Genomic DNA, 25,235 nt, shown 5'->3' on the forward strand with positions numbered 1-25,235 from the left:
CGATGCGTTCGATTCGCCGTCAATTGTTGGTCTGGCTGCTGGCGCTGGTGTTGCTCGGCGTCGGCATTGCGGGTTGGCTGATCTACCGGCAGGCGCTGGCCGAAGCCAACGAACTGTTCGATTACCAGCTGGAGCAGATCGCCGCGGCATTGCCGTCGGAGCCGTTCTCGCAGGTGCTCGGTTCGCGCGACACCGGCGACGAAGGCATCGTGCTGCAAATCTGGAATCGCAACGGCGTGCTGATGTACTACTCGCGGCCGCGTGCGCCGCTCGCGCCGCGCGCCGAACTCGGTTTTTCGACCGAGCGTACGGAGCGCGGCGACTGGCGTGTGTACGGCGCGATCGTCGGCGATAACGTCGTGCAACTGGCGCAACCGGTTTCTGTGCGCAACCGGCTCGCGGCGAATGTCGCGTTGCGAACCCTGTGGCCGTTGATCGTGCTGCTGCCGCTGCTGGGGCTGGCGGTGTGGGTGACCGTCGGGCGTGGGCTGAGGCCGTTGCGGCGCGTGACCAGCGCGCTCGACGCGCGCCACCCCGAGGCGCTCGATCCCTTGCCCGATCAGCGCCTGCCGCTCGAAGTGCAGCCGCTCGTGCGTGCGTTGAACGGCCTGCTCGAACGGCTCGCCACTGCGCTCGATATTCAGAAAGCATTCGTCGCCGATGCCGCGCACGAATTGCGCACGCCGCTTGCCGCCGTGCAGATTCAATCGCAACTGGTGGCCCGCGCGAAAGACGACGCCGCGCGCAGCGAAGCGCTGACCGACCTGCAGGCGGGCGTCACGCGCGCCACGCGTCTTGCCGAGCAATTGCTGGCGCTCGCACGATCGGAGCCGGACGGTCTCGCCGCCGCCAACCCGATCGATTTGCGCGAGCTGTTGCAGGACTGCGTGGTGGCGTACGCGCCGCTGGCGCAGAATCGCGGCGTCGATCTCGGCATCGAGGCGAGCGAATCTGCCACGGTGACCGGCGACGCCGACGCGCTGCGTGTGATGTTCAACAATCTCGTTGATAACGCAACCAAATACACGCCGCGCGGCGGCCGCGTCGACGTCAGTCTGCATGTCGAAGAAGGGCATCCGGTGGTGCGGATTGCCGACAGCGGGCCGGGCATCGAACCGGCGGAGCGCGAGCGCGTGTTCGATCGCTTCTACCGGGCCGGCGCCAGCGCGAACCGCGTGCGCACCGACGTGGCGGGCAGCGGTCTCGGCCTCGCGATCGTGCGCCGCATCGCTACGCAGCACCATGCGGCGGTGAAGCTCGACGAATCTCCGGCGGGTGGTTTGCAGGTCGAAGTGCGCTTCTGAAGGTGAGGTCTTCTGTTCGTAACGTGGCTCGAACGTGGTTCGAATGTGGCGTAAGCAAGGCTTAAACAAGCCTTAAAAACGGGTTTGACGCGATCTGGCGCTGCTTAAGACTCTTTTAAGCGATGCCACGTACGCTTCATCTCATTCCAGAGCCACTTTCTCCCAGTCAGGAGTACACGATGAACGCGAAAACCTTGTCCCGCAGCGCTGTTGCAGTGGCTGTCGCCGTGGCGCTCTCCGCCGGCTACGTGGCGGGGCATCGCGACGTGCCCGCGCCGCAGGTGATCACGCCGGCGCAGGCCGCGATGATGCCTGCCGAAGCCGCTGCGAAAACCGGCATTCCCGATTTCTCGGGCCTCGTTGAAACCTATGGCCCCGCCGTCGTCAACATCAGCGCGAAGCATGTGGTCAAGCAGGCGGCCCTGCGCGGCAACGGCGGCAATGGCGCCATGGGCGGCAACCAGTTGCCGATCGATCCGAGCGATCCCTTCTATCAGTTCTACAAGCACTTCTTCGGCGGCATGCCGGGCATGCAAGGCGGCGACGGCGGCGATGCGCCCGATCAGCCGAGCGCGAGCCTCGGCTCGGGGTTCATCGTCAGCAACGACGGCTACATCCTGACCAATGCGCACGTGGTGGACGGCGCGAATGTCGTCACGGTGAAGCTCACCGACAAGCGTGAATTCAGGGCGAAAGTGGTCGGCGCCGACAAGCAGTCCGACGTCGCCGTGCTGAAGATCGACGCGAGCAATCTGCCGACCGTGAAGATCGGCGATCCGCGTCAGAGCAAGGTCGGCCAATGGGTGGTCGCGATCGGCTCGCCGTACGGTTTCGACAACACGGTGACCTCGGGCATCATCAGCGCGAAGTCGCGCTCGCTGCCGAACGAGAACTACACGCCGTTCATCCAGACCGACGTGCCGGTGAATCCGGGTAATTCGGGCGGCCCGCTGTTCAATCTGCAAGGCGAAGTGATCGGCATCAACTCGATGATCTATTCGCAGACGGGCGGCTTTCAGGGCCTTTCGTTCGCGATTCCGATCAATGAAGCGATCAAGGTCAAAGACGACCTCGTGAAGACCGGCCATGTGAGCCGCGGACGTCTCGGCGTCGCGGTGCAGGGCATGAACCAGACGCTGGCCGACTCGTTCGGCATGCAGAAGCCGCAAGGCGCGCTCGTCAGCTCGGTCGATCCGGGCGGCCCGGCTGCCAAGGGCGGTCTGCAACCGGGCGACGTGATTCTGTCGGTGAATGGCGTGCCGGTTGGCGATTCGTCGGATCTGCCGTCGCAGGTCGCCGGTCTGGCGCCGGGCAGCCCGGCCACCGTGCAGGTATGGCGCGACAAGGCCACCAAGGACCTGAAGGTGACGATCGGTTCGTTGTCGGATGCCAAGGTGGCCTCCGACAAAGCGGATCAGCCGACCCAGTTGCAAGGCCGTCTCGGTGTGGCGGTGCGGCCGCTGACGCCGGAAGAGAAGAGCGGGGCGTCGGTGTCGCACGGTCTGCTGGTGCAGCAATCGGGCGGCGCGGCTGAAAGCGCCGGCATCCAGCCGGGCGACGTGATCCTCGCGGTCAACGGCCGGCCGGTTACGAGCGTCGACCAGTTGAAGCAGATGATCGCCGGCGCGGGCAATAGCATCGCGTTGCTGATCCAGCGCGATAACGCGCAGATCTTCGTGCCGGTCGATCTCGGCTAAGAGCACATTGCACGAATCGAAGTCACGCTTGCCGGTCCGTGTACATACTGCCGACGGACCGGCATTTTTTTACCGACTCCAAAGCCGTGAAGCCAGGCGCACTGCGCCGCGTGGCGTGGCGCAGCAGCGATTTCCAGACGGCGCAAACTGAGGCTTGGCACGCAGGTTGCGTCTGCCTTGGTCAGGGACCCATCAAGGGCCCCCGGACGGCAAGGACCTTGAGAAGGAGCGAACCGATGAAAACCCAACGCAATCAGCGAACGATTGTAGCCGCCGCGGTATGCGCCGCGCTCACACTCGCTCTGGCGGGCGGCGCTTATGCGCAGCAGGCGGGCCAGGTGGCCGGCGGCACGACCACCGACAACACCAGCGCCGGCAACGCCAACGGTAGCGGTCTGCCGCAAATCCAGCAGAAGGGCGACGTCTCGTTCGTGTCGGGCGGAGTCGGTCTCGACGAATCGACGGCGCTGCGGCACGCAGAAAGCGAGTGGCCGCTGTCGCTGCGCTTCACGGGCCCCGGCTCGGACTTTCTCGCCGACGTCCACGTGCGAATCGTCGACGCCCACAACGACGACGTGCTGAGCGCCACCTCGCGCGGGCCGTATATGCTGGTCAAGCTGCGCCCCGGCCGCTACACCGTGCATGCGCAGTACAAGGATCACGACCAGACCAGGCCGGTGACGATCCCGGCCAAGGGCACCGCCAAGGCTGCGTTCTACTGGACTACGCAATAGGCAACAAGCAGGCGTCCCGCCTTCCTGAGCGTCGCCGGACGAGACGCCCGGCCGCAATCAGGAAGGCCGCGCATTTGGCTGGAGTTTGGCCGATAATGAAGCCACGGGTACCCCCGTGGCTTTACTATCTGGACGACTGCACACGCGTTGCACACCACCCCGGAGCCGAGACATGAGCGATGCCTTGACACCCCACGGAAACCCCGGCACGAGCACGGGCGGGCATACCATCGCGATCAGCGGCAACAATCACCGGGTGCGTGTGATTCATGGCGGCGTGACCATGGCCGACACCCAGGCGGGCCTCACGCTCGCGGAAACCGGTCTGGCGGACGTGTTCTACTTCCCTCGCGGCGACGTCAACATGGCGCGCCTCGAACGCTCGACACATACTTCGCACTGCCCGTTCAAGGGCGAGGCGTCCTACTTCCATTTGCGCACCGAAGACGGTCTGATCGAAAACGCCGCATGGAGCTATGAGACGCCGCTTGAGCCGGTGGCACGTTTAAAAGGGTATCTCGCGTTTTACGCTTCACGCGTCGACCGCATCGATCAAACATCCTGATCGGCGGTTGCGCGGTTATCGGGGAGGCTGCGATGGAACTGAACGACGCGTTACGGATCCCGCTTGCACCGTCCGACGTATGGGACGCGTTGCAGGACCTCGCCTTGTTGCGTGCAAGCCTCGACAACTGCGAGTCGTTCACGCGGCTTGGCCAAGGCGAATTTGCGCTCACCATGACTGTGCCGCTCGGGCCGTTGCGCGCGCGTTACGAAGCGCGCGCCCACGTTGCCGGCCAGGATTCCGGACCGGCGGACGCGCAGCGCCGCACCATCAATTTCAAGGCGCGAGCCGAGGGCATTGGCTCGTTGCGCGGACAGATCGAAGTGCGATTGCGCGCGGACGACGGCTCGCATGGCGTCGGCCGGGAGCGGGGCACGCGGATCGATTACACGATCTGGGCGACCTCGTCCGGGCCGCTTGCCGAACTGCCTACGCGCCAGCTCGAAAACGCGCTGCATCAACTGGCCGACGATTTTTTCGACGAGTTCGGCGCGGTCGTTCGTGCCAAGCATGGGCAAGGGCCGAACCGTGCACGCGGGTCGGCGGCGCGCCGGCAGCACGTGTTTCTGCGGCCGATCACGCTCGGCGGCATGGCCCGACGCATCCGCACGGATCATGGCAACGCGCTGACCGGGCGGGCAGCGAGCGCGTCACACGGGGCGTCGCACGGCGTCTCGCATCACCAGCCCAGTCCGCATGTGGTCCCGAACTGGGCGTGGGCGGCGATGATCTTTCTGGTGGCGCTGCTGTTATATGTGGCGCGTTGGCTTAGCGAACACTGAACCCCTCACGACCGCTCACACGCCGCGAAATTCCCGTCGCCACGCGGACGGCGAGGTGCGGAACGCCTCCGCGAAATGTTGCCGGAGCGAGGCGGTCGAGCCGAAACCCGCAATTCCCGCGATCGCTTCCACGGACTCATCCGTGCTTTCCAGCAGGTGCTGCGCGCGGGCGAGCCGCTGCGCCAGCAGCCACGCGCCGACCGTCGTGCCGGTGGCGAGCCGGAAGCGTCGCGTGAACGTGCGGCGGCTCATCAAGGCGCGCCCGGCGAGCGTGTCGAGCGTATGCGGCGCATCGAGATTGCCGCTCACCCAATCGAGCAGACCTGACAGGCGATCGCCGCGCACATTCGGCGGCACCGGCTGCTGAATGAATTGGGCCTGGCCGCCCTGCCGATGCGGGGACACCACCAGCCGCCGCGCGACGTAGTTTGCCGCTTGCGAGCCGCATATCTTGCGCAGCACGTGCAGACAGCAGTCGAGGCCGGCGGCGGTGCCGGCCGAAGTCACCACGTTGCCGTCGTCGACATAGAGCACATCGGGATCGAGCCGCACGCATGGATAGCGGCGTGCGAAGTCGTCCGCCCAAGCCCAATGGGTGGAGGCCGGCCGGTCGTCGAGGATGCCGGCGGCGGCCAGCACGAACGCGCCCAGACACAGCCCGACCAGTTGGGCGCCGCGTGCATGGGCGGCGCGCAGTGCGTCGAGCAGCGCCGCGGGCGGCGTCTCGTTCGGGTCGCGCCAGCTCGGCACGATGATCGTATCCGCGTCGGCGAGCGCTTCCAGCCCATGCGTGACGGCGATCGAGAAACCGGCGGTGGTGGTCAGCGCGCCGGTTTCGGCAGCACAGACGCGAAACTCGAACTCGGGTAAGCCGCCGCCGCTGCGGTCCTCGCCGAACACCACGCAAGGCACCGAAAGATGGAACGGGCTGATGCAATCGAACGCGATGACCGCGACGACGTGGCGGGGCGCGTCGTCGCGCGCGGCGATGGGGGAGATGGGTGTAGCCATGGCTTGCGGTCGCCTTGGAAAATTCAACGATGGCCCGATTCTAGCGAATCTTGTCATTCGGGTCGCTATCGGGAAAGCGGCAGCGGGCCAACAATGCAGTCATCGCCGCTGCCTGCTGAACGCCCATCCCGGGCCACGCAGCGCGAGCCTCAACTGCTCAACCGACAAGGAGTCTTGCCATGACCGCACCACGCCGCGCGCTGATCGTCATCGATGTGCAGAACGAATACGTCACCGGCGATCTGCCGATCGAATATCCGGATGTCCAAACCTCGCTCGCCAACATCGGCCGGGCGATGGATGCGGCCCATGCCGCCGGCGTGCCGGTAGTGGTCGTGCAGAACTTCTCGCCGGCCACCTCGCCGTTATTTGCGCGTGGCAGCGTGGGCGCTGAGTTGCATCCGGTGGTGGGCTCGCGCGCTCACGATCGCCTTCTGGAGAAAACGCTGCCGAGCGCGTTTACCGAGACCGATCTGGCCGAGTGGCTCGCCGCGCAGCAGATCGACACGTTGACGGTGGTCGGCTACATGACCCATAACTGCGACGCGTCGACCATCAACCACGCGGTCCACCTGGGTCTTACCGTCGAATTCCTGCACGACGCGACGGGTTCGGTGCCCTACGAGAACAGCGCGGGTTTTGCGAGCGCGGAGGACATTCACCGGGTATTCAGCGTGGTGTTGCAGTCGCGCTTCGCGGCCGTGGTGAGCACGGACCAATGGATTGCGGCGGTGAAGGGCGGCGTGCCGCTCGAACGCGGCAACATCTACGCGTCGAACCAGAAGGCACGGGCGAGCCAGGCGGCTGCATAAGGACGCATAAAACCTCAGTTCGGGCCGGCTGTCAGCCGGCCGTCTTTCCCTTGCGCAACGCAGGACTCAGCAGCAGCGCATCGAATATCCCCGCGACCATCTGCTCCGCATGCTTGCCGAAATCGGTCGCCTCCGGCAAAAACAGCATGTCGCGCAGCGAGCCGCTGATGAACGCATGCACCATCGCCGCCGCGATCCCGGTATTGAGATCGGCCGGCAGTTGTCCTTTGGCGATCGCATTGCGCAGAGCGCCTTCGACCTTCTTCAGCCCATCGCGCATATTGGTCTGGTAGCGGACCATCACCGGCCCCATCTCTTCGACCAGCTCGCACTTCAGAAAGAGAATGTCGAACACCCGCCGACGGCGCGGGTCGTTGGCGGTGTCGCGCAGGCAGACCGTGCAGACTTCTATCAGGCGCCCGAGCGGGTCGGGTTCATTGGGGTCTTGCAAGGAGGCCTTGAGTTCGTCCAGCGGCAGCAGCACGCGGTCGAACATTTCGGTAAACAGATCGCTTTTGTGCGCGAAGTGCCAATAGATGGCGCCACGCGTGACGCCGGCTGCCTGCGCGATGTCGGCGAGCGACGTGCGCGATACGCCTTTCTCGAAGAAAACCCTTTCGGCCGCGTCGAGAATGCTGTTGCGCGTCTCCTGCGCCTCTTCTTTGGTTCTTCTGACCATAATGATGTGACCTGCCCTGATTGTGGGGGTTTTCCCGGCGTTTTTTAAGTACGCTCGATGACAATCTGTCCGCTGCTAAGCAATTTTCGATGCGATCTTGCAGGCCCCCCGGCTGCAAGGAAGCAAATGCACTTTTACATGCATTCGTGGATGTATATATAATAGCATCCCACGATCGGATAGCCCAAGCCGTGACGACCGGTTAATATCCGTCACTGTTGCCTTTCAAAACGCTCTCGCGCCGTGCCCTGACGGACGGCGCCGTGCGGCATTTCCCCGGTATGGCGCATTTCGCTCAGGATGCCCCAGCAGGTTAGGTGTGCATCAGTGGGCTTCCGGTCAAACGTCGAAAGACGTATGTGTGCGCTGTTGTCCCCGGGGTAGGGATGCGCGCACTTTTTCATTCTCAGTCTTTGACAGAGGTCGCTCCATGCGCGTCGAACGGGTTCCATTCCGCTTAATCAGTGCCGCGACGGCTGCCGTATTGCTGGCAGCGTGCGGACCAAAACAATCGGCCCCGCCGCAACAAACCCCCGAGGTTGCCATCGTCACGGTGCAGCCGACGACCGTGCCGGTCGTCACCGAATTGCCGGGCCGTACCAATGCATTCCTCGTGGCGCAAGTGCGTGCGCGGGTTGACGGCATCGTGCTGCGCCGCGAATTCACCGAGGGCAGCCAGGTCAAGGCTGGCCAGCGTCTGTACAAGATCGATCCGGCGCCGTATATCGCGTCGTTGAACAGCGCCAAGGCGGCGCTTGCGAAGGCTCAGGCGAATCTCGCCACGACCACCGCGCAGGCAAACCGCTACAAGGTGCTGGTCGCCGCCAACGCAGTCAGTAAGCAGGATTACGACAACGCCGTCGCAGCAGAAGGCCAGGCCGCGGCAGACGTAGCGTCAGGCAAGGCGGCGGTCGATACGGCGCAGATCAATCTCGGCTATACGGACGTGACCTCGCCGGTGACCGGCCAGGTCGGCATTTCGCAGGTCACTCCGGGCGCGTACGTGCAGGCGAGCGCCGCGACGTTGATGTCGACGGTCCAGCAACTCGATCCGGTCTATGTGGACCTGACCCAATCGAGCCTCGACGGGCTGAAGCTGCGCCGCCAGGTCCAGGAAGGGCGTCTGAAGACGAACGGCCCGGACGCGGCGAAGGTCACGCTGATCCTCGAAGACGGTCGTACCTATTCCGAGCAGGGCAAGCTGCAGTTCACCGACGTGACGGTCGACCAGGGCACCGGTTCGGTCACGATCCGCGCGATCTTCCAGAACAAGGACCACGTCCTGCTGCCGGGCATGTTCGTGCGTGCGCGTATCGACGAAGGCGTCAATGACAAGGCAATCGTCGTGCCGCAATCGGGTATTACGCACGATCCGAAGGGCCAGCCGACCGCGCTCGTTGTCGACGCGCAAAACAAGGTCGAGGTCCGCCAGCTCGTCACCGCGTCGACCTACGGTTCGAACTGGGTGGTCGAGAGCGGCCTGAACGCGGGTGACCGCGTCATCGTGCTCGGCACCGACAAGGTACGTCCAGGAATGACGGTCAAGACAGTCCCCGCACCATCGCCAGCCTCCGACGCCATTGCTCAGGAAGCGCCGGCGGCCAGCGGTGCACAGATGGCGCAGGCTGCGTCCGCTGCATCGGCCGCGAAATAACAGGGAGCCTGTTTCATGGCAAAGTTCTTTATTGATCGCCCGATTTTTGCATGGGTGATCGCCATCATCCTGATGCTCGCGGGTATCGCGTCGGTGTTTACGCTGCCGATCGCGCAATACCCGACCATTGCGCCTCCGGCGGTGCAGATCAGCGCCGTGTATCCGGGCGCGTCGGCGAAGACGGTGGAAGACACCGTCACGCAGGTGATCGAGCAGCAGATGAGCGGTCTCGACCACCTGTTGTACCTGTCGTCCACCTCGGACGACTCCGGGACGGCGACCATCACGCTGACGTTCGCGGCCGGCACGAATCCGGACATCGCTCAGGTGCAGGTGCAGAACAAGCTGCAACTGGCGACGCCGCTTCTGCCGACCATCGTGCAGCAACAGGGGATTAACGTCACCAAGTCGAGCAGCAGCTTCCTGCTCGTGCTGGCGTTCAATTCCGAAGACGGCAGCATGAACAAGATCGACCTCGCGAACTACGTCGCGTCGAACGTCAAGGACCCGATCAGCCGTCTCGACGGCGTGGGTACCGTGACGCTGTTCGGCACGCAGTACGCGATGCGGATCTGGCTCGATGCGTCGAAGCTGACCAAGTTCAATCTGACGCCGGTCGATGTCCAGACGGCGCTGCAAGCGCAGAACGTTCAGGTGGCAGGCGGTTCGCTCGGCGGCACGCCTTCGGTGCCGGGCCAGATGTTGCAGGCAACGATCACCGAGGCGACGCTGCTGAATACGCCTGAGCAGTTCGGCAACGTGCTGCTGAAGGTGAACACAGATGGCTCGCAGGTCCGCATTAAAGACGTCGGGCGCGTCGAGCTGGGCGGTGAAAACTACAACTTCGACACGCACTACAACGGCAAGCCGACCGCCGGTCTGGGCATTCAGCTCGCGACGGGCGCCAACGCGCTGCAGACCGCGAAGAACGTGAAGGCGAAGATCGACGATCTGTCGAAGTACTTCCCGCACGGCCTCGTCGTGAAGTACCCGTATGACACGACGCCGTTCGTGCGCCTGTCGATCGAAGACGTGGTGAAGACGCTGCTCGAGGGTATCGTGCTCGTGTTCCTCGTGATGTACCTGTTCCTGCAGAACCTGCGGGCGACGTTGATTCCGACGATCGCCGTGCCGGTGGTGCTGCTGGGTACGTTCGCGATCATGAGCGCGGTGGGCTTCTCGATCAACGTGTTGTCCATGTTCGGGCTCGTGCTCGCGATCGGTCTGCTGGTGGACGATGCGATCGTGGTGGTGGAAAACGTCGAGCGGGTGATGGCCGAGGAGGGATTGTCGCCACGCGACGCCACCCGCAAGGCCATGGACCAGATCACCGGCGCACTGGTCGGCGTGGCGCTCGTGCTGTCGGCGGTGTTCGTGCCGGTCGCGTTCTCGAGCGGTTCGGTGGGCGCGATCTATCGGCAGTTCTCGCTGACGATCGTGGCGGCGATGGTGTTGTCGGTGCTGGTCGCGTTGATTCTTACGCCGGCGCTGTGCGCGACGATTCTCAAGCCGATTCCGAAGGGCCACCACGAAGTGAAGAAGGGCTTCTTCGGCTGGTTCAACCGGACCTTCGAATCGAGCCGCGACAAGTATCACAGCGGCGTGCACCACGTGATCAAGCGCTCGGGTCGCTGGCTCATCATCTACCTGGTGGTGATCTTCGCGGTCGGTTTGCTGTTTGTTCGCCTGCCGAAGTCGTTCCTGCCGGATGAAGACCAGGGGATCATGTTCGTGCTGGTGCAAACGCCGGCCGGCTCGACCCAGGAGCGTACGGCGCGTGCCCTCAAGGACGTCTCGGACTACGCGCTGAACCAGGAAAAGGACATCGTCGAATCCGCGTTTACGGTGAACGGTTTCAGCTTCGCGGGCCGCGGTCAGAATGCCGGTCTCGTCTTCGTGAAGTTGAAGGGCTATTCCGAGCGCCAGCACGCGAACCAGAAGGTGCAGGCTTTGATCGGCCGGATGTTCATGCACTTCTCGACGTACAAGGACGCGCTGGTGTATCCGGTGAATCCACCGTCCATTCCTGAACTGGGTACGGCATCGGGTTTCGACTTCGAGTTGCAGGATCGTAGCGGTCTGGGCCACGCAAAGCTGATGGAAGCGCGCAACATGCTGCTCGGCATGGCCGCGAAGGATCCGACGCTTGCCCAGGTGCGTCCGAACGGCCTGAACGATACGCCGCAATTCAAGATCTCGATCGATCATGAAAAGGCGTCGGCGCTCGGTGTGTCGCTGTCGGCGATCGACCAGACGTTCTCGATCGCGTGGGCCTCGGTCTACGTGAACAACTTCCTGGATATCGACGGCCGGATCAAGAAGGTGTACGTGCAGGGCGACGCGCCGTTCCGGATGAACCCGGAAGATCTGAACTACTGGTACGTGCGCAACTCGGCGGGCGGGATGACACCGCTCAACTCGTTCGCCTCGGGCAGCTGGACCTACGGTTCGCCGAAACTCGAACGCTACAACGGGATTTCCGCGGTCGAAATCCAGGGTGCCGCAGCGCCTGGCAAGAGTACCGGTCAGGCAATGGGCGCCATGGAATCGATTGCGGCGAAATTGCCGGCGGGTATCGGCTACGAATGGACGGGCCTGTCGTTGCAGGAACGCCAGTCCGGTTCGCAGGCGCCGATCCTGTACGGCATCTCGATCCTCGTCGTGTTCCTGTGTCTCGCGGCGCTGTATGAAAGCTGGTCGATCCCGTTCTCGGTGATCATGGTGGTGCCGCTCGGCGTGTTGGGCGCGTTGCTTGCCGCTACGCTGCGCGGGCTTGAGAACGACGTGTTCTTCCAGGTGGGCCTGTTGACCACGGTGGGGCTGTCGGCGAAGAACGCGATTCTGATCGTGGAGTTCGCCCGCGAGCTGCAACAGAGTGAGGGTATGGGGCCGATCGAGGCCGCGCTGGAAGCGGCACGTCTGCGGTTGCGTCCGATTCTGATGACTTCGCTCGCGTTCATTCTCGGCGTGATGCCGCTCGCGATCAGTAACGGCGCGGGTTCGGCCAGCCAGCACGCAATCGGTACCGGCGTGATCGGCGGGATGTTGACGGCGACCTTCCTCGCGATTTTCATGATCCCGATGTTCTTCGTCGTAATCCGCGCGAAATTCGGCGGTGAGAAGGAAGACCCGGATGAGGCGCTCGCACACTACAACCAGCACCATCCGCATGACGGCCAGGGTGGCGGCTCGGCTGGCGGGTCGACGGATGAAGGCTCGGGCAAGGACGGACATTGAGATGCAAAAACACTCTTTGATTGCAGTGGCGGTTGCGCTGTTCGCCGCGGGTTGCACGATGGCGCCGAAGTACCATCGCCCGGCCGAGCCCGTGACGGCGGCCTTCCCGACCGGCGGCGTGTACGACACGCAACCGGGCGCGGCGGGTACCGCGCGTACCGCGAACGGTCAGGCGGCGGCCGATATCGGCTGGCGCGATTTCTTCGTCGACGCGCGTTTGCAGCGGCTGATCGAAATCGCGCTGAAGAACAACCGCGATCTGCGCGTGTCGGTGCTGAATATCCAGGCATCGCAGGCGCAGTATCAGATTGCCCGCGCGGCGCTGTTCCCGACGCTGGATGCTGCGGCTTCACAAACCAAACAGCGCACGCCTAAGGATCTGACGGCCACTGGCCTCACGATCTCCAACACGTACTCGGTGGGTCTGAACGCCTCCTGGGAAATCGACTTCTTCGGGCGGATTCAAAGCCTGAAGGATCAGGCGTTGGCGCAGTACCTGGCTACCGCTCAGGCGCGCAAGGCCGCGGAAATCGCATTGGTCTCGCAGGTGGCGAACCAGTACATGACGGTGCTCGAGGTGGACGATCTGCTGAAGGTCACGCAGAACACGCTGAAGACCGCCCAGGAGTCGTACCGGATCACCAAGCTGCAGTTCGACAACGGCACGGGTTCGGAACTGGATCTGCGGCAGGCGCAAACGGTGGTCGAGCAGGCGAACGCCAACCTGCAGTCGCAGGCGCGTTTGCGGGCTCAGGCGGATAACGCGCTCGTCCTGCTGCTCGGCGAGCCGTTGCCGGCCGATCTGCCGCCGGGCATGACGCTGGACAGTCAGAGCCTACTGACGGATATCCCGGCGGGATTGCCGTCCGATCTGCTCACACGTCGTCCGGACATCATGGAGGCCGAAGAGAACCTGCTTGCGGCCAACGCGAACATCGGCGCGGCGCGCGCAGCGTTCTTCCCGAAGGTCTCGCTGACCGGCAGTTTCGGCACGCTGAGCCCGTCGCTCGGTGGTCTGTTCAAGCCGGGTTCGGCGGCATGGAGTTTCGCGCCGTCGATCACGTTGCCGATTTTCGAAGGCGGCCAGAACAAGGCCAATCTCGATCTCGCCACCGTGCAGAAGAACATCCAGATCGCGACGTATGAAAAGGCGATCCAGACGGCCTTCCGCGAAGTGGCGGACGGACTGGCGGCACGCGGCACGTACGATCAGCAGATCCAGGCGCTGGAGCGCAATACCTTTGCCGAACAGCGTCGGCTGGATCTGTCGAATCTGCGCTATACGAACGGCGTCGACAGCTATCTGTCGGTGCTGACAGCGCAGAACGATCTGTATGCGTCGCAGCAGCTGCTGGTGACGGCGCGCATGCAGCGTCTGCAGAACCTGGTCACGCTGTACCAGGCACTCGGCGGCGGCTGGATCGAACGGGCAGGCGATCAGCCGCGTCCGGCCGATGCACCGGTCGATTACGGTGCGGCGAGCGCGCCGGTGGCGGCTTCGGCAGCGACCGCGGGTTGAGTCTCCTGTAGTCTTGTTGTCTTGCAGTAGCAGGCGCGCAGGGCGGGTTTCAGTTTCAGGAAAACAGCCCTGTGCAGCCGGTAATAAAAAAACGCCACGGCATGCCGTGGCGTTTTTTTTCATGCTCGATTCAGACCGACTCAGGTCGATTCAACCCAACCCAACCCAACCCAACCCGGCACTCGCGCTCGGCACAATCTCTGTCGCGCGGCGCCGGTTGCAGTCAGATGCTCAGTGCAGATCCGCCGCGCGCAGCATTTCGTCGCGCGGCGCATCGTTCCCGCCGCGTCCGTCGAAATCATGTCCGGCCTTGCGAATTTCGCACTGTGCCTTCTTCTCGCTCTTCACACCGTTGAAGATCAGATTCAGTACCACGGCCGACACCGACGCCAGCAGGATCCCGCTGTGCAACAGCGGCGAGAGCGCCGGCGGCAGCTTCGAGAAAAACTGCGGCGACACCACCGGCACCAGACCCATGCCGATACTGACCGCGACGATGAACAGGTTGTGGTGGTTCTTCACGAAGTCGACCTTGGCCAGCACCTTGATGCCGTTCGCCGCGACCATGCCGAACATCACAATGCCCGCACCGCCCAGCACGAAGGCCGGCACCGAAGCGACCACCTGCGCCATCTTCGGGAACAGGCCCAGCAGCACCAGGATCACGCCGCCCATCGCGCAGACAAAGCGGCTCTTCACGCCCGTCACGCCGATCAGGCCGACGTTCTGCGAGAACGAGGTATGCGGAAACGAGTTGAAGATGCCGCCGATCAGCGTGCCCAGACCGTCGACGCGCAGACCGCGCACCAGCGTCTTCTGATCCACCGGACGATCGACCATGTCGCCGACCGCGAGGAACATGCCGGTCGATTCGATGAAGGTGACGAACATCACGGTGACCATCGTCGCGATCGCGAGCGGATCGAAGTGCGGCAGGCCGAAGTGGAACGGCATGACGAAGCCGACCCACGGTGCGTGCGTGACGCCGTCCATGTTGACGCGGCCGAGCGCCAGCGCGATCACGAAACCCGCGACGATGCCGAGCAGCACCGAGATATTGGCGAGGAAACCCTTGGCGAACTTGTTGATGAGCAGAATCAGCATCAGCACGACCAGCGACAGGCCCAGATAGACCGGATTGCCGTAGTCAGGATTGCCCACGCCGCCGGCCGCCCAGTTGATGCCAACTTCCATCAACGAGAGACCGATCACCGAGATCACCACGCCGATCACCACCGGCGGGAAAAAGCGCAGCAGCTTGCCGACCGCCGGTGCGAGAAGGATACCGATGACGCCGGCCGCGATTGTCGAGCCGAAGATATCGAGAATACCGAGCGATGGATTCGTGCCGATCGCGACCATCGGACCGACAGCCGCGAAGGTGCAGCCCATGATGACCGGCAGGCGGATGCCGAAGATCCACAGACCGAGCGTCTGAATCAGCGTAGCGATGCCGCAGGAAAACAGATCGGCGCTGATCAGGAACGCGATCTGGTCTTTCGGCAGTTTCAACGCCGCGCCAACGATGAGCGGCACCGCAACTGCGCCTGCGTACATCACCAAAACGTGCTGAATGCCGAGCGTCAGCAACTGGCCCGCGGGCAGTCGCTCGTCGCACGGGTGAACCGTGTTCGATTGCATTTTGTCTCTCTCCACCATCTCGTTTTGGGATGGCTCCAAGGTATGCGGAACGAAAAAGTGCAACAAGACCACTGGGGCCTATTCCGGCATTCCCGGTGACGATATGCACGCTGCTCATTTGAAAGTCAAAAGAAATGCGGGTATCTCACAAATCGGCTGTAAGCCCCACGCAGCGGTGGTGGGCACTTACGCGCCGCGCGCGCCCGTCCAGGTGGGATATGTGTGAGAATCAATGAGGTGTATCTCGCCTGACGCATAGTGCTGTTTTTGCGCGGCGCCGCGCGCGGCGGGGTTAACCCGCGATTCCGGGTTTTCAGTGTGTATTGCAGTGCGCTTCCGAAGCGACGCGATGGTGACGGGGCGGTGATGGAAAATACATCGTTCCAGGCACTTTTCGTGTGCTTATTCCCACGCTCAAATTGACGTCCTATCGCCCATGAGTTTTCTTGGCATCGACCTCGGCACCGGCTCGCTCAAAGTCGCAATCGTCGACAAAAACGGCCGCGAGCAGGCAGCGGCCAGTGTCCCATATGCACTCGAAACGCCGCATCCTGGATGGGCCGAAATCTCGGTGCAAACCTGGTGGCGCGCGCTCGGCGAAGCGGCGGCGCGTTTGCCTGAAGATTTGCGCCGAGGGGTGCAGGCAATCGGATTCTCCGGACAGATGCACGGCGTTGTTCTGATCGATGCCAACGGCGAGGCCGTGCGCCCCGCGATGCTCTGGCCCGACACACGTGCATTGGATCTGCTCGACCAGTGGCCCGAGCCGCAGCCGAATCCGGTTGCGCCCGGCATGGCCGGCCCGTTGCTGCGCTGGATCGTGCAGAACGAACCGCAAACCGCACATCAGACGCGCTGGGCGCTGCAACCGAAGGACTGGCTGCGTGTCGCGCTTGGCGGTGCGGTCGCAACCGATCCCTCCGACGCCTGCGCGACCGCGCTGGCCGATCCTGCTGGTGTGTGGGATAGGGCGTTGCTCGATCGGCTCGAGTTGCCGCATGAATGGTTTGCGCCGCTTGCGCCTTCCTATGCGGCAGGTGGCATGTTGTCGCAGAAAGCGGCGCAGGAACTGGGTCTGCGCGCCGGCATTGTGCTTGCGATCGGCGCCGCCGATACACCGTGCGCCGCGCTCGGCAGTGGTCTCGCGAGCGATGGCGACGCATTGCTCACGACCGGCACCGGTGGACAAATCGTCGTGATTGCCGAACACGCGCCGCAAGCGGTGAAGGGCCTGCATCGCTATCGCGCCGCGAGCGATCACTGGTACCGGATGGCGGCGATGCAAAACGTCGGCGTCGCGCTTGAACGCGTGCGGGGCTGGCTGTCGTATGAATGGGCCGATGCCTATCGTGATGCGTTCGGTGAAGCGTCCGGCGGTGCTTCAAGTGCTGCTTCAGGCGCTGCGTTCGGCGGACTCTCCGGCATCGCCTCGGGCAACACCCAAAGCAGCGCCCTTGGTGACGCACCAGCCAATATCTCAAGCGCCGCAGCTGGCCTGACTTTTCTGCCGTACCTCACCGGCGAGCGCACCCCGTGGCTCAATCCGGCGGCGCGTGGCGGCTGGCTCGGCCTCGCGCTCGACCACTCGCGCGGCACGATGATGCGCGCCGCGTTCGAAGGCGTCGCGTTCTCGTTGCGCGCCGGGCTCGACGCGATTCGCACGGGCGGCGCGACGGTGACGGCGTTGAAGCTCGCGGGCGGCGGTTCCGTCGATGCACGCTGGCGGCAGTTGCTCGCCGACGCCTTGAACGTCGAACTTTATGCGGTGGATTGTCCCAACGCGGCACCGCGTGGCGCGGCCATTCTCGGCGGATTGGCGAGCGGCCATTGGCACGCGAGGGATCTCGCCGCGCTTGCGCCGGGCGCGACGCGTGTCGCTGTGCCACAAGGCGATGCGGCGCTCGCCGAACGTTATGCGCGCTTTCTCGATCTGTATGGTCGCGTCGAATCATGGTTCGGCGAACCCCCGCTTCGGTAACCGGATCGATGTCAGCTATGGACAATGCCGCGACGTACTTTGCAATACCATGACGGCTTTCGCAAGCTAAGGTAGAAGCCGGCGCGTGATGCCGGACGAGCGCAACATCGTCCGCTCACAGCCAGGCACACGAATTAGCTTCAGCGGGCCAACCTGCAGCACCCGAATCGCCACACCGGCACGCCGCGCGATATCCCGCCGCGACGCGCCGGGCATTCACAGACTCACAGGAGCATTCACGATGAAGACCAAAGCAGCAATCGCATGGAAAGCCGGCGCCCCGTTGACGATCGAAGAAGTGGATCTGGAAGGCCCGCGCGCCGGTGAAGTCCTGATCGAAGTGAAGGCAACCGGGATCTGCCACACCGATTACTACACGCTCTCGGGTGCCGATCCGGAAGGCATCTTCCCGGCGATTCTCGGCCACGAAGGGGCGGGTGTGATCGTCGACGTGGGCCCGGGCGTGGGCACGTTGAAGAAAGGCGATCACGTCATTCCGCTTTACACGCCGGAATGCCGTCAGTGCAAATTCTGTCTGTCGCGCAAGACCAATCTTTGCCAGGCGATCCGTTCGACGCAGGGCAAAGGCCTGATGCCCGATGCGACCTCGCGTTTCTCGCTGGATGGCAAGCCGCTGTTTCACTACATGGGCACGTCCACGTTTTCGAACTACATCGTCGTGCCGGAAATCGCAGTGGCGAAGGTGCGTGAAGACGCGCCGTTCGACAAGATCTGCTACATCGGCTGCGGCGTGACAACCGGTGTGGGCGCTGTCGTGTATTCGGCGAAGGTCGAAGCGGGCGCGAACGTGGTGGTGTTCGGTCTCGGGGGCATCGGTCTGAATGTGATCCAAGGCGCGAAGATGGTGGGCGCTGACAAGATCATCGGCGTCGACATCAATCCGGGCCGCGTTGAGTTGGCGAAGAAGTTCGGCATGACCCACTTCATCAACCCGAACGAAGTTGAGAACGTGGTCGACCATATCGTGCAACTCACTGATGGCGGCGCCGACTATTCGTTCGAGTGTATCGGCAACACCAAGGTGATGCGCCAGGCGCTGGAATGCACGCACAAGGGCTGGGGGCAATCGTTCATTATCGGCGTGGCGGCGGCGGGCGAGGAGATCAGTACGCGTCCGTTCCAGCTGGTGACGGGCCGTGAGTGGAAAGGCTCGGCATTCGGTGGCGCACGCGGCCGCACGGACGTGCCGAAGATCGTCGACTGGTACATGGAAGGCAAGATCAATATCGACGACCTGATCACGCACCGTCTGCCGCTCGATCGCATCAACGAAGGCTTCGATCTGATGAAAAAGGGCGAGTCGATCCGCTCGGTGGTGCTGTACTAACGCGGCACTCAAGCGGCACTCAAGCGGGGCTCATGCGCCACTTATGCGCCCCTGACCCAGCACGCAAAGGAACACGTCGATGCTTGAATTATTGTCGTCGCATGCCTGCCATGGCGGCGAGCAGCGGATCTACCGCCACGACTCGCAGACCGTCGGTTTGCCGATGCGTTTCTCGGTGTATCTGCCGCCGCAAGCCTTGCAGGCCAACGCGAATGTGCCTGCGCTGTTCTACCTCGCGGGCCTGACTTGCACGGAAGAAACTTTTCCGATCAAGGCGGGCGCGCAGCGCTTCGCCGCACAACACGGCATCGCCCTCGTCGCGCCGGACACCAGTCCACGCGGTGCGGGCGTGCCGGGCGAAAGCGCGGCGTGGGACTTCGGCGTGGGCGCGGGCTTTTACGTCAACGCGACGCAGCAGCCGTGGGCGAAGCATTACCGGATGTACTCGTATGTGCGCGATGAACTGCGCGAAACGGTGCTCGCGAATCTGCCGGTGGACGGCGCGCGTCTGGGTATCTTCGGGCATTCGATGGGCGGTCACGGCGCGTTGATGCTGGCGCTGCGCAATCCGGAGATCTATCGGTCGGTGTCGGCGTTCGCGCCGATCGCCGCGCCTTCACAGTGCCCGTGGGGCGTGAAGGCGTTCAGCGGATATCTCGGCGAAGACCGTGAAGCGTGGCGTCGGTATGACTCGAGCGAACTGGTCGCGCGGGCGTCACGCAAGTTCAAGGAAGGGATCCTGATCGATCAGGGGCTGGCGGATCAGTTCCTCGCCGAACAGTTGAACCCGGACGTGTTCGAAGCGGCCTGCAAGGCAGCAGACCAGCCGCTGACCTTGCGTCGTCATGCGGGCTACGACCACGGGTATTACTTCATCTCGACGTTCATCGAGGATCACATCGCGCATCACGCGAAGGTGCTGGTCGGTTGAGATTGCAAGGCAACCTCAACGCCACCTCAACGCCGCCTCAATGCCGCCGCAGCAAACTCCCGCCATACACCACCGCCGACAGCACGGTGATCCAGAAGCTCGTCGGCCAATCGGTATAGAACGCCAGCGTCAGACCTAGCCACGCCTGCACCAGTGCGAACACGGCGGCGAGCACGAGACCGGTCGAGAGTCGCGTCGTCATGTTCTGCGCGGCGGCAGCCGGCCCGACCATCAGCGTGAACACCAGCAGCACACCGACAATCTGCGTGCATGCCGCCACCGCCAGCGCGGCGATCGACAGAAACAGCACCGACACCTTGCGCAACGACACGCCCTTGGCCTCGGCCAATTCCGGCTGCAGCGAAGCAAACAGCAAGGGCCGCATGATCGCCGCGAGCGCCAGCAAACTGACGACGCCCAACGCTGCCAGCACGCCGAGCGTCGACGCATTCACGCCGAGCACATTGCCGAATAGCAGCGCGGTGACCTGGGTCGCGTACGCGGTGAAGAAGTGCAGGAACAGCAAGCCGAAGCCGAGCGACAGCGACAGGATCACGCCGATCGCGACGTCGCGTCCGGCGAGCCGCTCGCCAAGTGCGCCCATGCCGACTCCTGCGGCGAGCGTGAAGCCGATCATCCCCCAGATCGGCGAGATACCGATCAGGACCGCGCCGGTCGCGCCGGTGAAGCCGACGTGCGAAAGCGCGTGGCCCGCGAAGGTCTGTCCGCGCATCACCAGAAAGTAGCCCACCACGCCTGCCAGCACCGCGACGATCCCCGACGCCGCGAACGCGTTCACCATGAAATCGTATTCAAACATCGTGCTTGTGTCCGTCGCGTGAGTCGTGCTGGTGTGAGTGGCCATGTGCGTGGCCGTGGTCGTGCGAATGCGCGTGGCTGTGGCCGCCGTTCTCGTCGTGTTCGTGCTCGTGATCGTGTTTTTCGACTTCGACGCCACCCGACATCACGAAGATGCGGCCGTTCACACGCATCACGTCGATCGGCGAACCGTAGAGACGCGACAGCACGGGCCTCGTAATGACTTCGTCGACGGTGCCGAGCGCGGCCACGCCGCTGCCGAGGTACAGTACGCGATCGAGCGAGTTCAGAAGCGGATTCAGTTCATGCGCCGAGAACAGCACGGCAATGTCGAGTTCCTGCTGCACGCGCCGCACCAGTTCAACTACGCTTTTCTGATGATGCGGATCGAGACTGATCAGCGGTTCATCGAGTAGCAGCAGCTTCGGGTTGCCGAGCAGGCACTGCGCGAGCAGCAGGCGCTGACGCTCGCCGCCCGACAGTTCCGATAACGGCCGCGCGGCCAGTTGGCGACCGCCCACCAGATCCAGCACCCGTTCGACGTCCGCGCGGGTCTTGCGGTCCGCATGGGGCAGGCCCCAGCGGTGCCCGTCGGCCGCCATCGCGACGAAATCGCGGCCGCGCACGCGGCGCCCTGCCAGCGCGCTGCGCGTCTGCGGCATATAGCCGATCGACGCGTTGCCACGCTCGACCGGTTGCCCGAGCACGCGGATCGCGCCGCTCGCCGCCGGCACAAGGCCGAGCACGGCGCGCATCAGCGTGGTTTTGCCCGCGCCGTTCGGCCCGAGCACGCCGATGAATTCGCCCTGGTTCACCACGAAGCCGGTGTCGCGCAGAATCGTGCGGTCGCCGAGTTCGAGTGTCACATGCTCGAGTTCGAGCACGGGCGCATTGGCGCGTCCGCTGGGTGACGCACTGGTTGCACTTACTGATGCATGAACTGGCGTGCTGCGGCCAGTTTCGGTCATTGAGTTTTTCCTTTGGCGGGGGCCGCCGCCGCATTCGCTCCGCTCGCATCGCCCGCAGCCAGCGCCGTGCCCAGCGCGTCGAGCTGTGTCAGCATCCACGTCTGATAGGTCTTACCGGCCGGTTCGGTTTCGGTGACGCTCATGGTCGGCACCTTCGATTGCTGCGCGAGCTTCAACATGCGTTTGGTCAGGGCCTCGGTTGCCTGGCTGTTATAGATCAGAACGCGCACGCGCTTTTCGCGCAGATCGCGTTCGAATGCGGCGATATCGGCCGCACTGGCTTCCGTGTCGTTCATCGTCGCCATCTGGAAGCGCAAATTGCGCATCGAGAGGCCTACCGCGTCCGACATATAGCCGAACACCGGCTCGGTCGCCGTTACCGGCACGCCGGCATAGCGGCCATGCAGATCGGCGACTTTGGCGTCGATCGGTTTCAGCGAATCGAGAAACTTCGCGAGGTTCGCATCGTACGCCGACTTGTGCGCCGGGTCAGCCGCAACGAGCGCTTCGCTCACGGCGCGCGCCACCTTCGGCATAGTCGCCGGGTCGTACCAGAGGTGCGGATTATCGCCGCCCTTCTTGCCGACGAGATCCGCGGCGACGATCGTGGTGCGCTTCGCGCTCTTCGAGGCGGCCAGCAGCTTCGCCATCCAAGGATCGTAGTCGGCGCCGTTGTAGACCACAAGGCTCGCATGCTGCAAGGCGCGTGCCGTCTTCGGGCTGGCTTCGAACAGATGCGGGTCCTGATCCGGATTGCTGAGGATGCTCGTCACGTCGACGCGGTCGCCGCCCAGTTGCTGCACGACGTCGCCGTAAAAGTTTTCCGCTGCCACCACCGGGATTTTCGCATCCGCGGCAAACGCGCCATGGCTGAGCGTGAAAGCGGCAGCGGCCGTCGCGACCGTGGCCACGCTCTTCGACAGTGTCAGCGCACGGCGCGCCCCGTTCAACATCGAGCCGAATGTCTTCATCGTTGATTCCTGCTGCGTGAGAGTTGAATGACCTACAAAACTTAGGCGCGGCGTGCTTTGGCGGTCGTCGGGGCATGTGTGCCGCCGGCACAAAGCGAAGCGAGGTCGAAATGATATAACGTATCTCGATTTTTTGTCAGCGGCTTGAGGGGAAAGCAGCTTGGCCACCGTCGATTTCTCGTATTAGTGCGGGTCCAGTGCCAGTCGGGACAGGACGAGGAGGTGTGGCAATCCTGCCGCGCTGCACCATCGAAATCTGGTCGAGCGCCTTGACATGACCCGGTACGTATCCGATCATTCGATCACAAACAGAGCAATTGTTCGGGCAACGAGCGTTCGCTCACCGCGCCTCAAGAAGCGAAACGAACCGGAGACAAGCAGTGGCGGCACGATTGCAAGACAAGGTGGCCATTCTGACGGGCGCGGCAAGCGGGATCGGTGAAGCCGTGGCCCGGCGCTATCTGGACGAAGGCGCGCGTTGCGTGCTGGTCGATGTCAAGCCGGCCGACAGTTTCGGCGACGCGCTCGTCGCCGCATACGGCGACCGCGTGCTGACCGTTAGCGCCGACGTGACGCGCCGCGAACACATCGAACGCATCCTGGCGAGTACGCTCGCGCGCTTCGGCCAGGTCGATATCCTGTTCAACAACGCGGCGCTCTTCGATATGCGCCCGATCCTCGACGAATCCTGGGACGTGTTCGACCGCCTCTTCGCGGTCAACGTGAAGGGCATGTTCTTCCTGATGCAAAGCGTCGCCCGGAAAATGGTCGAGCAGGGCCGCGGCGGCAAGATCATCAATATGTCCTCACAAGCCGGGCGGCGCGGCGAGGCCCTGGTGTCGCACTACTGCGCAACCAAAGCCGCCGTCCTCAGCTATACGCAATCCGCAGCTCTCGCCCTCGCGCCGCACAAGATCAATGTGAACGGTATCGCGCCGGGCGTCGTCGATACCCCGATGTGGAACGAGGTCGACGCGCTCTTCGCCCGCTATGAAAACCGGCCGCTCGGCGAGAAGAAGCGCCTGGTCGGTGAAGCGGTGCCGCTCGGCCGGATGGGTGTGCCGGAGGACCTGACCGGTGCCGCCCTGTTTCTCGCGTCGGCGGATGCCGATTACATCACCGCGCAAACCCTGAACGTCGACGGCGGGAACTGGATGAGTTGAACGGATAACAGCGTGGACGTGCTGAATTCGCTTCACCCTTCGTCATTTTCGTAGAACAAACGCAGCATCACATAACGTACGAGAAAGGAGACAACACATGAAACCAGCTACCCAATCCGCGCTGAAGGTGCTCAGTGCCGGTGCGTTTGCCTGCTTTGCGCTGAGCGCTCAGGCGGCCACGGTGACCATCGCCACGTTGAACAATCCGGACATGATCGAGCTGAAAAAGCTCTCGCCCGCCTTCGAGCAGGCGAATCCGGATATCAAGCTCAACTGGGTGATTCTCGAAGAAAACGTGCTGCGTCAGCGCGCCACCACCGACATCACGACCGGCAGCGGCCAGTTCGACGTGATGACGATCGGCGCGTACGAAACGCCGCAATGGGGCAAGCGCGGCTGGCTCACGCCGCTCACCGGCCTGCCCGCTGATTACGATCTGAACGACGTCGTGAAGACGGCCCGCGACGGCCTCTCGAGCGGCGGCCAGTTGTACGCGCTGCCGTTCTACGTCGAAAGCTCGATGACGTATTACCGTAAGGATCTGTTCGCGGCCAAGGGCCTGAAGATGCCCGATCAACCGACCTACGAGCAGATCGCGCAATTCGCCGACAAGCTCACGGACAAAGCCAACGGCATGTACGGCATCTGCCTGCGCGGCAAAGCCGGCTGGGGCGAAAACATGGCGTACGCGACGACGGTGGTGAACACCTTCGGCGGCCGCTGGTTCGACGACAAGTGGCAAGCGCAGCTCACATCGCCGGAATGGAAGAAGGCCATTTCGTTCTACGTCGATCTGTTGAAGAAAGACGGCCCTCCGGGAGCGAGCTCGAACGGCTTCAACGAAAACCTGACGCTGATGTCCTCGGGCAAGTGCGCAATGTGGATCGACGCCACGGTGGCTGCCGGCATGCTCTACAACAAGCAGCAGTCGCAGATCGCCGACAAGGTGGGCTTTGCCGCAGCGCCGACGGCGGTCACGCCGAAGGGTTCGCATTGGCTGTGGGCGTGGGCGTTGGCGATTCCGAAGTCGTCGAAGCAGGCCGACTCGGCGAAGAAGTTCATCGCGTGGGCTACGTCGAAGCAGTACATCGAACTGGTCGCGAAAGATGAAGGCTGGGCTTCGGTGCCGCCGGGAACGCGTCATTCGACGTACGCTCGCCCTGAATACAAGCAGGCCGCACCGTTCGGCGACTTCGTGCTGAAGGCCATCGAAACGGCGGATCCGGACCATCCGACACTGAAGCCGGTGCCGTACACCGGTGTGCAGTTCGTCGGCATTCCTGAGTTCCAGTCGTTCGGCACGGTGGTCGGTCAGAGCATCTCCGGCGCGGTTGCCGGTCAGATGACGGTCGATCAGGCGCTGGCAGCCGGGCAGGCAACGGCGAATCGCGCCGTGCAGCAAGCCGGCTATCAGAAGTAAGC

General features: G+C 63.6%; 20 protein-coding genes. 14 read left to right on the top strand and 6 right to left on the bottom strand.

The features are described from left to right. Positions 1-2: 2 nt before the first annotated feature. The 5 genes from B0G76_RS02145 to B0G76_RS02165 all read left to right on the top strand — a co-directional run bounded on the left by B0G76_RS02145 (position 3) and on the right by B0G76_RS02165 (position 5,082). A complete protein-coding gene (locus B0G76_RS02145; RefSeq protein ID WP_120289724.1) occupies positions 3-1,304 on the top strand; it encodes an ATP-binding protein in 1,302 nt (433 codons plus the stop codon). Between the two features lie 179 nt (positions 1,305-1,483). Next, positions 1,484-3,001, top strand: coding sequence for a DegQ family serine endoprotease (locus B0G76_RS02150; RefSeq protein ID WP_120289726.1), 1,518 nt, complete (start codon positions 1,484-1,486; stop codon positions 2,999-3,001). A 236-nt stretch (positions 3,002-3,237) separates the two neighbouring features. Then, the gene (locus B0G76_RS02155; RefSeq protein ID WP_120289728.1) at positions 3,238-3,735 is read left to right on the top strand and encodes a carboxypeptidase regulatory-like domain-containing protein; all 498 of its coding nucleotides are present in this window, start codon (positions 3,238-3,240) and stop codon (positions 3,733-3,735) included. Positions 3,736-3,907: 172 nt separating this feature from the next. Further along, positions 3,908-4,300 (top strand): DUF427 domain-containing protein, encoded by a 393-nt coding sequence (locus B0G76_RS02160; RefSeq protein WP_120289730.1) that lies wholly within the window; start codon positions 3,908-3,910, stop codon positions 4,298-4,300. 32 nt (positions 4,301-4,332) lie between these two features. Beyond that, positions 4,333-5,082 (top strand): CoxG family protein, encoded by a 750-nt coding sequence (locus B0G76_RS02165; protein ID WP_120289732.1) that lies wholly within the window; start codon positions 4,333-4,335, stop codon positions 5,080-5,082. Positions 5,083-5,097: 15 nt separating this feature from the next. Here the strand turns inward: B0G76_RS02165 and B0G76_RS02170 are convergent, their stop codons facing one another. Next, entirely contained in the window at positions 5,098-6,093 is a 996-nt protein-coding gene (locus tag B0G76_RS02170; protein WP_120289734.1) for a helix-turn-helix domain-containing protein, read from the bottom strand. Between the two features lie 179 nt (positions 6,094-6,272). Here B0G76_RS02170 and B0G76_RS02175 point away from each other — a divergent pair, with 179 nt between their 5' ends. Continuing rightward, a complete protein-coding gene (locus tag B0G76_RS02175) occupies positions 6,273-6,905 on the top strand; it encodes a cysteine hydrolase family protein (RefSeq protein WP_120289736.1) in 633 nt (210 codons plus the stop codon). A gap of 31 nt (positions 6,906-6,936) precedes the next feature. Here the strand turns inward: B0G76_RS02175 and B0G76_RS02180 are convergent, their stop codons facing one another. After that, on the bottom strand, positions 6,937-7,584 hold the full coding sequence (locus B0G76_RS02180; RefSeq protein ID WP_120289738.1) for a TetR family transcriptional regulator: 648 nt from the start codon (positions 7,582-7,584) through the stop codon (positions 6,937-6,939). A gap of 430 nt (positions 7,585-8,014) precedes the next feature. Between B0G76_RS02180 and B0G76_RS02185 the strand changes: the two genes are divergently transcribed. The 3 genes from B0G76_RS02185 to B0G76_RS02195 are packed head-to-tail and all read left to right on the top strand — an operon-like array spanning position 8,015 to position 13,994. After that, complete coding sequence (locus B0G76_RS02185; protein ID WP_120289740.1) at positions 8,015-9,238, top strand: efflux RND transporter periplasmic adaptor subunit; 1,224 nt, start codon at positions 8,015-8,017, stop codon at positions 9,236-9,238. A gap of 15 nt (positions 9,239-9,253) precedes the next feature. After that, positions 9,254-12,475 carry an efflux RND transporter permease subunit gene (locus B0G76_RS02190; RefSeq protein ID WP_120289742.1) on the top strand — a complete coding sequence of 1,074 codons (3,222 nt, stop codon included), beginning with the start codon at positions 9,254-9,256 and terminating at the stop codon, positions 12,473-12,475. A gap of 1 nt (position 12,476) precedes the next feature. After that, a complete protein-coding gene (locus B0G76_RS02195) occupies positions 12,477-13,994 on the top strand; it encodes an efflux transporter outer membrane subunit (protein WP_120289744.1) in 1,518 nt (505 codons plus the stop codon). Between the two features lie 231 nt (positions 13,995-14,225). Here the strand turns inward: B0G76_RS02195 and B0G76_RS02200 are convergent, their stop codons facing one another. Further along, positions 14,226-15,635: a nucleobase:cation symporter-2 family protein gene (locus tag B0G76_RS02200; RefSeq protein WP_183081973.1), complete on the bottom strand. Its 1,410-nt coding sequence runs from the start codon at positions 15,633-15,635 to the stop codon at positions 14,226-14,228. 436 nt (positions 15,636-16,071) lie between these two features. Between B0G76_RS02200 and B0G76_RS02210 the strand changes: the two genes are divergently transcribed. The 3 genes from B0G76_RS02210 (at position 16,072) to fghA (ending at position 19,892) form a co-directional block, all read left to right on the top strand. Further along, on the top strand, positions 16,072-17,613 hold the full coding sequence (locus B0G76_RS02210; protein ID WP_120289750.1) for a xylulokinase: 1,542 nt from the start codon (positions 16,072-16,074) through the stop codon (positions 17,611-17,613). 241 nt (positions 17,614-17,854) lie between these two features. After that, a complete protein-coding gene (locus B0G76_RS02215; protein WP_120289752.1) occupies positions 17,855-18,961 on the top strand; it encodes an S-(hydroxymethyl)glutathione dehydrogenase/class III alcohol dehydrogenase in 1,107 nt (368 codons plus the stop codon). Between the two features lie 79 nt (positions 18,962-19,040). Further along, positions 19,041-19,892 carry an S-formylglutathione hydrolase gene (gene fghA, locus B0G76_RS02220; RefSeq protein ID WP_120289754.1) on the top strand — a complete coding sequence of 284 codons (852 nt, stop codon included), beginning with the start codon at positions 19,041-19,043 and terminating at the stop codon, positions 19,890-19,892. 37 nt (positions 19,893-19,929) lie between these two features. Here the strand turns inward: fghA and B0G76_RS02225 are convergent, their stop codons facing one another. Genes B0G76_RS02225 through B0G76_RS02235 form a run of 3 tightly spaced genes read right to left on the bottom strand, consistent with a single transcriptional unit; the run spans position 19,930 to position 22,650 of the window. Further along, positions 19,930-20,712, bottom strand: a complete 783-nt coding sequence (locus B0G76_RS02225) for a metal ABC transporter permease (RefSeq protein ID WP_120289756.1) — start codon at positions 20,710-20,712, stop codon at positions 19,930-19,932. Next, positions 20,705-21,679 carry an ABC transporter ATP-binding protein gene (locus B0G76_RS02230; RefSeq protein WP_183081974.1) on the bottom strand — a complete coding sequence of 325 codons (975 nt, stop codon included), beginning with the start codon at positions 21,677-21,679 and terminating at the stop codon, positions 20,705-20,707. The genes B0G76_RS02225 and B0G76_RS02230 overlap by 8 nt, the downstream gene beginning before the upstream one ends. Beyond that, positions 21,676-22,650: a metal ABC transporter solute-binding protein gene (locus tag B0G76_RS02235; protein ID WP_120289760.1), complete on the bottom strand. Its 975-nt coding sequence runs from the start codon at positions 22,648-22,650 to the stop codon at positions 21,676-21,678. Before B0G76_RS02235 ends, B0G76_RS02230 begins: the two co-directional genes overlap by 4 nt. Positions 22,651-23,030: 380 nt before the next feature. On the opposite strand from B0G76_RS02235, the gene B0G76_RS02240 reads away from it, so the two are divergent. Together B0G76_RS02240 and B0G76_RS02245 are read left to right on the top strand one after the other, a co-directional pair. Then, entirely contained in the window at positions 23,031-23,813 is a 783-nt protein-coding gene (locus tag B0G76_RS02240) for an L-iditol 2-dehydrogenase (protein WP_120289762.1), read from the top strand. 97 nt (positions 23,814-23,910) lie between these two features. Continuing rightward, complete coding sequence (locus B0G76_RS02245) at positions 23,911-25,233, top strand: sugar ABC transporter substrate-binding protein (RefSeq protein ID WP_120289764.1); 1,323 nt, start codon at positions 23,911-23,913, stop codon at positions 25,231-25,233. The last annotated feature ends 2 nt before the right edge of the window (positions 25,234-25,235 follow it).

Source organism: Paraburkholderia sp. BL23I1N1, from assembly GCF_003610295.1.
Classification (GTDB): domain Bacteria; phylum Pseudomonadota; class Gammaproteobacteria; order Burkholderiales; family Burkholderiaceae; genus Paraburkholderia.